Here is a 5300-nt window from a genome sequence, read left to right on the forward strand (position 1 = left end):
CCGATGGTGCCGCGCTCGTAGTCGATGCGTTGGTCGAGGTCGAGTTGGAAGGTGCCGTGCAGGGCCACGTTGGACCAGAACAGCGGAGTGAGACCACGCAGATCATGTTCGGTGAGCCGGGCCGCCCACTCGGGCTCGGCCAGGACCCGGTCGACCATTCTGGTGTTGACCAGCACCAGCGCCGATTACAGCAGGTGCAGGGCGAGCATGGAGATCTCCTGAGCCTCGCGGTCGACGCCGGGCAGTTCGGCCTCGCGGCCGTAGTGGATGGCCACGTTCGCGGAGTTCCACTGCTCGACGACCTGGAGCCCTTCGTGGATCTCCCGGCGCAGGCCCGAGTCGGCGAGGTAGTCGGCGATGAACGCCGTACGGACCGCGCGGCCGAGTTCTTCGATCGCGGCGAGGGTGGGGTGCTTGGGGCCGCGGGTGTTGAACCGACGCAGGATCTGCTCGGCCTCGGCGGTGCCGAGCTGCAAGGCCCGCGCGTACTTGATCATTTGGTCGTATTCGCGGGTGATCAGGTCGCAGTTGATCGTCCGGGAAGAAGGCCCCGACCCGCTGCGCTTTCCCGACCTCTACAGCCCCGCAGCGCCCGAGGACGACCGGGACGAAGACGACGACCTCGAACCGCTCGACCTCCCCGAGCGCGGCGCCGTCCACTGACACCACCGCGATCAGTAGCGACCGGCCCCGCCAGCACGAAATGCTGCGCGGGGCCGAACCGTCTGTAGCACCTCAACCAAGATCAGATATTTGGCGGGCTGGGACAGCTACCCAAGCGCGGGGCCAGCTGGAGCCGGTCCTGCCGGCGGTGCGCGACGTCGAGGCCGGCGCCCTGGCTCGCATCGCGGAGGCCGAGACCGCGATGACGGCCGCCGTGCAGCGCGCCCAGGCCGCCGAGGCCGAGCGGGACCAGGCGCTCAACGCCGCCCACACCGCCGAGCGTGAGCGCGCCCAGGCCCACACCGAGCGCCACGCCGCTGTCGCCCGCGCCCAGGCCGCCGAGCGCGACGCCGCCGACGCGGTCGCCCGCGCCGCCCGCGACGTCGCCGACGCCCGCCAGGCCCAGGGCCGCGCCGAGGCCGAGGCCGAGGCCCGCGCGACGACCGCCGCCCGGGAGACCGAGCGCCGCCGCGCCCTGGAGGAACGCCACGAGGAACTGCGCGTGCAGTTGCGCGACGCCCGCGCCGAGAACAAGACCCTCGCCGGCGAACTGCGCGCCACCGAGAAGACCCTGCGGTCCGAGACCACCCGCGCCGAGCGCGCCGAGTCAACCGCCGCGGCGGTCACCGTCGAACGCGACGCCGCCCGCGCTGACGTCACGCGCCTGAGCGCCGAGATCGACACCATGCGCGGCGACCTGACCGACGCCCGCGCCGCCGGCGAGCACCTGCGCGGCGAGCTGGCCACCGTCACCCACCGCGCCGAGACCGCCGAGGGTCGCGCCGAGCGCGCCGATGCGACCGCCGCGGCGGTCGCCGTCGAACGCGACGCCGCCCGCGCCGACGCGGCCGGCGCCGAGAGCGCCCGCCGTGACCTCGACGCCGAGCTGCGCGCCGAACGGGCCACCCTCGCCGAGGTTCGCCGCCAGGTCGAGCAACTGCACACCGAGCGCCGCGCCGCCGAACAGGCCGCGCAGGAGGCCCGCGCCGACGCCATCCGACACGAGGGCGCCGCGGCGGCCGCCACCGACCGCGCCCAGACCGCCGAGGCCCGCGCCGAGCACCTGCAGACCCAACTCGACCAGGCCCGCAGCGACCGCACCGGTGGCAAGCAGTGAGCGCCACCGACGACATGCTGCTCGACCGCGATGTGTCCGGATGGCTGATCTACCAGATGCCAGACGGCCGACAGGTCCGCGTCGACGTCGACACCCGCCGGCCGTTGCGCTGGACGGTGGACATCCCGGGCGGCGACCTGGTCGACGGACTCTCCACCGAGCAGGTCGAGGCGCTGCTGCGCCGCGAAGCCGCACGCGGGGCTTGACCAGACCCGCCGTCACTCACGCACCAAAAATGCATAAGGTGCCTAGCGAAAATCTTGCAAGGCACCTTATGCATTGCCTATGGATTTCGATGTTCCGATGGTCTTTGTCGACCTGGTCGACCGGCTCGGCCCGCCCGTCCCCGTCGAAGAGGCGCGTACCCAGCGCTGGACCGAACTGGTGGCGGCGGCCGAGGCCGGCACGATCACCCTGATCACCCGCGACGGCTACGAGTGGGCCGCCCTGGTGCCGCTGTCCGAGGTCGCCGAGCCGGTGGCCGCCCTGCCGGTGTGGTCGCTGTCGGAGGCCCGCAACAAGCTCGGCCAGGTGGTCCGCGAGAGCCACGCCCGCGCTCAGGTGATCACCCGGCACCGCCGGCCGATCGCCGCGGTGCTCGATGCCACCGTGCTTGTCGACCGGCCCGCGCCGGCCGCCCGGATCGCTGCCGAGGCGCTGCTGCAGGCCGGGCGCCGCATCGTGCTGCAATTCGACGAGGGCAACCCCGGCCGGATGGGACATGACGGCGACGTCGTCGAGGAGCCCGAGGAGCAGTGCTACCTGGCCACGGCGCTCGACCACGACGAGCGCACCGTCGCGGTCGGCATCGGCCCCAGCATGGGCGAGGCGCTGCTGCGCCTGGCCGCGCCGGCCGCCGTCGAGGTGGCCGCCGAACCGCCGTTCTAGCAGCCCGTCGAAGGGCGGGTTCCGTGGCGTCGCAGGCCCTGGCCTGGACGCACGCGGTGACCGCCAGATCGGCGGCGCGAGCCGACCCCCTCGCCTGGACAGCATCCGGGGGCCGACCCGCTACTCGGCCCCGCGCTTGGGTAGCTGTCCCAGCCCGCCAATTATTTGATCTTGGTTGAGGGCGCTACAGACGGTTCGGCCCCGCGCAGCATTTCGTGCTGGCGGGGCCCGGTCGCTACTGATCGCGGTGGTGTCAGTGGACGGCGTCGCGCTCGTGGAGGTCGAGCGGTTCGAGGTCGTCGTCTTCGTCCCGGTCGTTCTCGGGCTCGACGCGGCTGTAGAGGTCGGGGAAGCGCAGCGGGTCGGGGCCTTCTTCCCAGTCGAGGCTGTCGGCGTCGGGCCAGCCGGCGCGGTCCTCGGCGACGTGGATCGCGTGGTTGGTGGCGGGGTCGGTGTCGCCGTGTACGGGCTCCATGCGTTCGTCGTAGACGAGGAACTGCCCTCTGTGGTCGCGGGCGAGTTGGACGTCGTCGGGGTCGATGCAGAGGACGACCTTGTTGATCTCGGTGTGTTCGGTGTCGTCGTCGATCTCGACGCAGACCATGATCGGAGCGTCGTACCGTACCCACCTGCGCATGGTCCGTCCTTCGTGTCCGCCGGGTGTTGGGGTCGGCGTTCAGGGTATCGACGACGGTCCCGGGTCGCTGCCATCCGGTGATCGTCGTCTGCCAGGGTGTTGTTTGTGCGCCGGGAGTGGGAACTGGATGACCTGATCGCGTCGTGGACGCTGGTCGATGCCGATCAAGAGCTGTTGGTGGGCAAGCATGATGTGCCGCGGTTGAGCTGCGCGGTGATGGTGAAGTTCTTCGAGATCGAGGGGCGGTTCCCGCGGCACGTCGGTGAGGTCCCGACGGCGGCGGTGGACTATCTCGCCCGGCAGCTCGGACTCGCGGCGGGTCAGCAGGCGCGGTTCGAGGTGACCGGCCGTAGTGCGGAGCGGTTCCGTACGCAGATCCGTGAGGCGTTCGGGTTCCGGGTGTTCGCCCGCGGTGACGAGGACAAGATGATCGCGTGGCTGGCTGAGCAGTTCTGCCCCAGCGAGTTGAACGAGGATCGGCAGCGCGAGGCGGTGCTGGCCCGGTGTCGGGCGGAGAAGCTGGAGCCGCCGGGCCGGATGGACCGGATCATCGGCACTGCGAATCGACTCGCCGACGCCCGGCTCTGCGAGGACACGGTAGCTCGTCACACGATCTGCGCGGCCTGACCCCGCTGTTCTGGTCCAACGTGGCCCTGCACGGCACCTTCCAGCTCGACCTCGACCAACGCATCGACTACGAGCGAGGCACCACCGGTTCCGAGCCTGCCGGGCCGAGGCGACCTGAGACGCGCCGGTCCCGCCCCCAGAGCGGGGACGGGACCGGCGCGGGGTATTCCACGACGGGTCGATGACTCCGGGGCCCCGCAGTCATCGACGCTGCGCGCTTGGCCGGAGCGACCAAGGTTTCAACGGGGCTTTTGAACCCCCGGAGTGGGAGCCGCATGCGAGAAGGACGCTGCCGTGCCCGATGGGGTGAAAGCCGCGAAGGTAGAAGTAGGTGGAACTGGATTTCTCGATATGAGGGCGGCGGCGGTACTCCTGCCATAAGGAGCAGTTGCTTGCTCGGCGGAAGGCGGCGCCGTAGGGCGGGTTCCAGAAGGCAGCCCAGCATAGGAGTGCGCGTAATGCGCCGAAGTCTCGGGCGTCGACGCCACCGCCGGCCGCCCAGGACGCCCGATTTCTCCATTTTGCTTTAACTCGTCGACTAGCCGAGCATAGTCGCCAAGGTTCGCCAGAACCCCTTCATATTTCAGACCCCAACAGACTTCCCTGAATTCGTTCGCGGCTTCAGGGATATTCGTGTTTTGGCTTATTCCAGGCACGCCACCACTTCTAAGCCATTCCGAAATGCTGCCGCCGGTGCGTGAATGGTAATTCACAAAGTCATAGATGTGTAAAGCCCAGGCCGAGATTTCGGCGGGTGTGGCCGCGGAAGGCGTGGAGGCGAGAGAGCGGTGCGAGGAATGGCTAGCAAGGGAAGGTTCCGTCTGTTGTTGGCGGCGAATAGAAGATGGCAAGCGTGTGGATGAAGATGATGGAGTGCCGGCTGATGCAGATGCCGCTTTCCGTGGAGGAGGGAGTATCCGCTGAGGCCTGTCCGAACGCGACGCTGGAGCAGCAACAGACGGTCCGACGCTCGCACCATCATCCTCCGTCCGGGCTTGCCGCTTGCTGCCGCCGGAGAGGGAATCGGTCCACCCTTTAATATCCTCTCGATCGCGCTGGTCGAGGGCAGCGATTATGTCCGGACGCCCTCCCAGCACCCAATGGTAGATATTATTGAAATGTTTTCGAGAAACGCCTCTTGCCATCATTTCGCTGTAGACGGATCTTCCCGGGACGGGGTTACGGATTACTTCGGCCAACATTCGGAGGTCCTCGACTTCACTGTCGAGGACCGGCCTTTGAGCGGCCCTCGCCGCCGAGGCTATCGCAGCGGTTCTCTGCCTACGAGCTAGCGCATAATTGTTCCAATTTTTAATGGCGTCTTTGTAATATTTTTCGATTAGATCAAACACGTGCTTTTTGGATTCC

Annotated in this window: 6 protein-coding genes and 1 pseudogene; 5 read left to right on the top strand and 2 right to left on the bottom strand. The window is 68.5% G+C overall.

Annotated elements, in window-relative coordinates:
* Positions 1 to 497: pseudogene (locus tag AB0H52_RS31310) on the bottom strand (Tn3 family transposase); the annotation flags it as partial.
* A gap of 16 nt (positions 498 to 513) precedes the next feature.
* On the opposite strand from AB0H52_RS31310, the gene AB0H52_RS31315 reads away from it, so the two are divergent.
* The 4 genes from AB0H52_RS31315 (at position 514) to AB0H52_RS31330 (ending at position 2668) form a co-directional block, all read left to right on the top strand.
* Positions 514 to 663: a hypothetical protein gene (locus AB0H52_RS31315; RefSeq protein ID WP_192580507.1), complete on the top strand. Its 150-nt coding sequence runs from the start codon at positions 514 to 516 to the stop codon at positions 661 to 663.
* Positions 664 to 811: 148 nt separating this feature from the next.
* Positions 812 to 1780 (top strand): hypothetical protein, encoded by a 969-nt coding sequence (locus AB0H52_RS31320; protein ID WP_151493027.1) that lies wholly within the window; start codon positions 812 to 814, stop codon positions 1778 to 1780.
* A complete protein-coding gene (locus tag AB0H52_RS31325; protein ID WP_151493028.1) occupies positions 1777 to 1986 on the top strand; it encodes a hypothetical protein in 210 nt (69 codons plus the stop codon). Before AB0H52_RS31320 ends, AB0H52_RS31325 begins: the two co-directional genes overlap by 4 nt.
* A 97-nt stretch (positions 1987 to 2083) precedes the next feature.
* Positions 2084 to 2668, top strand: a complete 585-nt coding sequence (locus AB0H52_RS31330) for a type II toxin-antitoxin system Phd/YefM family antitoxin (protein WP_225854841.1) — start codon at positions 2084 to 2086, stop codon at positions 2666 to 2668.
* A 253-nt stretch (positions 2669 to 2921) separates the two neighbouring features.
* Here AB0H52_RS31330 and AB0H52_RS31335 read toward each other — a convergent pair whose 3' ends face one another.
* Entirely contained in the window at positions 2922 to 3272 is a 351-nt protein-coding gene (locus AB0H52_RS31335) for a hypothetical protein (RefSeq protein ID WP_151493030.1), read from the bottom strand.
* 129 nt (positions 3273 to 3401) lie between these two features.
* Between AB0H52_RS31335 and AB0H52_RS31340 the strand changes: the two genes are divergently transcribed.
* Complete coding sequence (locus AB0H52_RS31340) at positions 3402 to 3932, top strand: DUF4158 domain-containing protein (protein ID WP_357951883.1); 531 nt, start codon at positions 3402 to 3404, stop codon at positions 3930 to 3932.
* Positions 3933 to 5300 lie beyond the last annotated feature (1368 nt).

Origin of the sequence: Micromonospora sp. NPDC050695 (assembly GCF_040654415.1) — a bacterium.
Classification (GTDB): domain Bacteria; phylum Actinomycetota; class Actinomycetes; order Mycobacteriales; family Micromonosporaceae; genus Micromonospora.

What these genes read in the sequence shown, in the direction of transcription:
- AB0H52_RS31330 (WP_225854841.1), top strand. Translation starts at nt 2,084, where the DNA reads ATGGTCTTTGTCGACCTGGTCGACCGGCTCGGCCCGCCCGTCCCCGTC.
- AB0H52_RS31335 (WP_151493030.1), bottom strand. Translation starts at nt 3,272, where the DNA reads ATGGTCTGCGTCGAGATCGACGACGACACCGAACACACCGAGATCAAC.